The sequence below is a fragment of the Pseudomonas sp. RA_35y_Pfl2_P32 genome, from assembly GCF_963970735.1.
GTDB lineage: Bacteria > Pseudomonadota > Gammaproteobacteria > Pseudomonadales > Pseudomonadaceae > Aquipseudomonas.
The window spans coordinates 1-465 of sequence record NZ_CAXAQF010000305.1; the positions used below are offsets into that span (position 1 = coordinate 1).

At 67.3% G+C, this 465-nt stretch carries 1 protein-coding gene; it reads right to left on the reverse strand.

Features of this window, described 5'->3' with window-relative positions; genetic code table 11:
* Positions 1-465, reverse strand: a 465-nt coding sequence (locus AACY45_RS28410) for a hypothetical protein (protein WP_339548793.1), incomplete at both ends; no start/stop codon positions are given.

The window sequence follows — 465 nt, forward strand, 5'->3', positions numbered from 1 at the left end:
GGATACAGGCCCGGATTGGCGAAGCCGCGCACGGTGAAGGTGCCGCTGTTCGCGGTCAGCGCGAGATCGGTGAACGACGCGCCGCCCAGCGTGCCAGTCGCCTTGCCCTGCCATGCCTTCCAGCTACCCTTGCCGCCAATGCTGAAATCGAGCGGTGCCTTCAGCCCGCTCATGCTGGCGACCACCCCCGTTGCCGGGGCAACCAGATGCGCATCGAGGTCGAGCCGGTTCGCATCGGGCACGGCATCGAGCTTAAAGTTCAGCCGATCGCCGCCCGCAATACCGCGCCCGGCCAGCGCGACGACGCTGGCGGTCACTTGCGCACGCCGCTCGGCAATGTGGGTTGCGCCGTCGATCTTGAGGATATGCACCGCCCCCGTCACCGGTTGCGCGAGCACCATCCGCGCGACGGTCAAGCGCCCGATATCGATGTCCAGATCGGGCAGGATTGGCGCATTGGGGTCG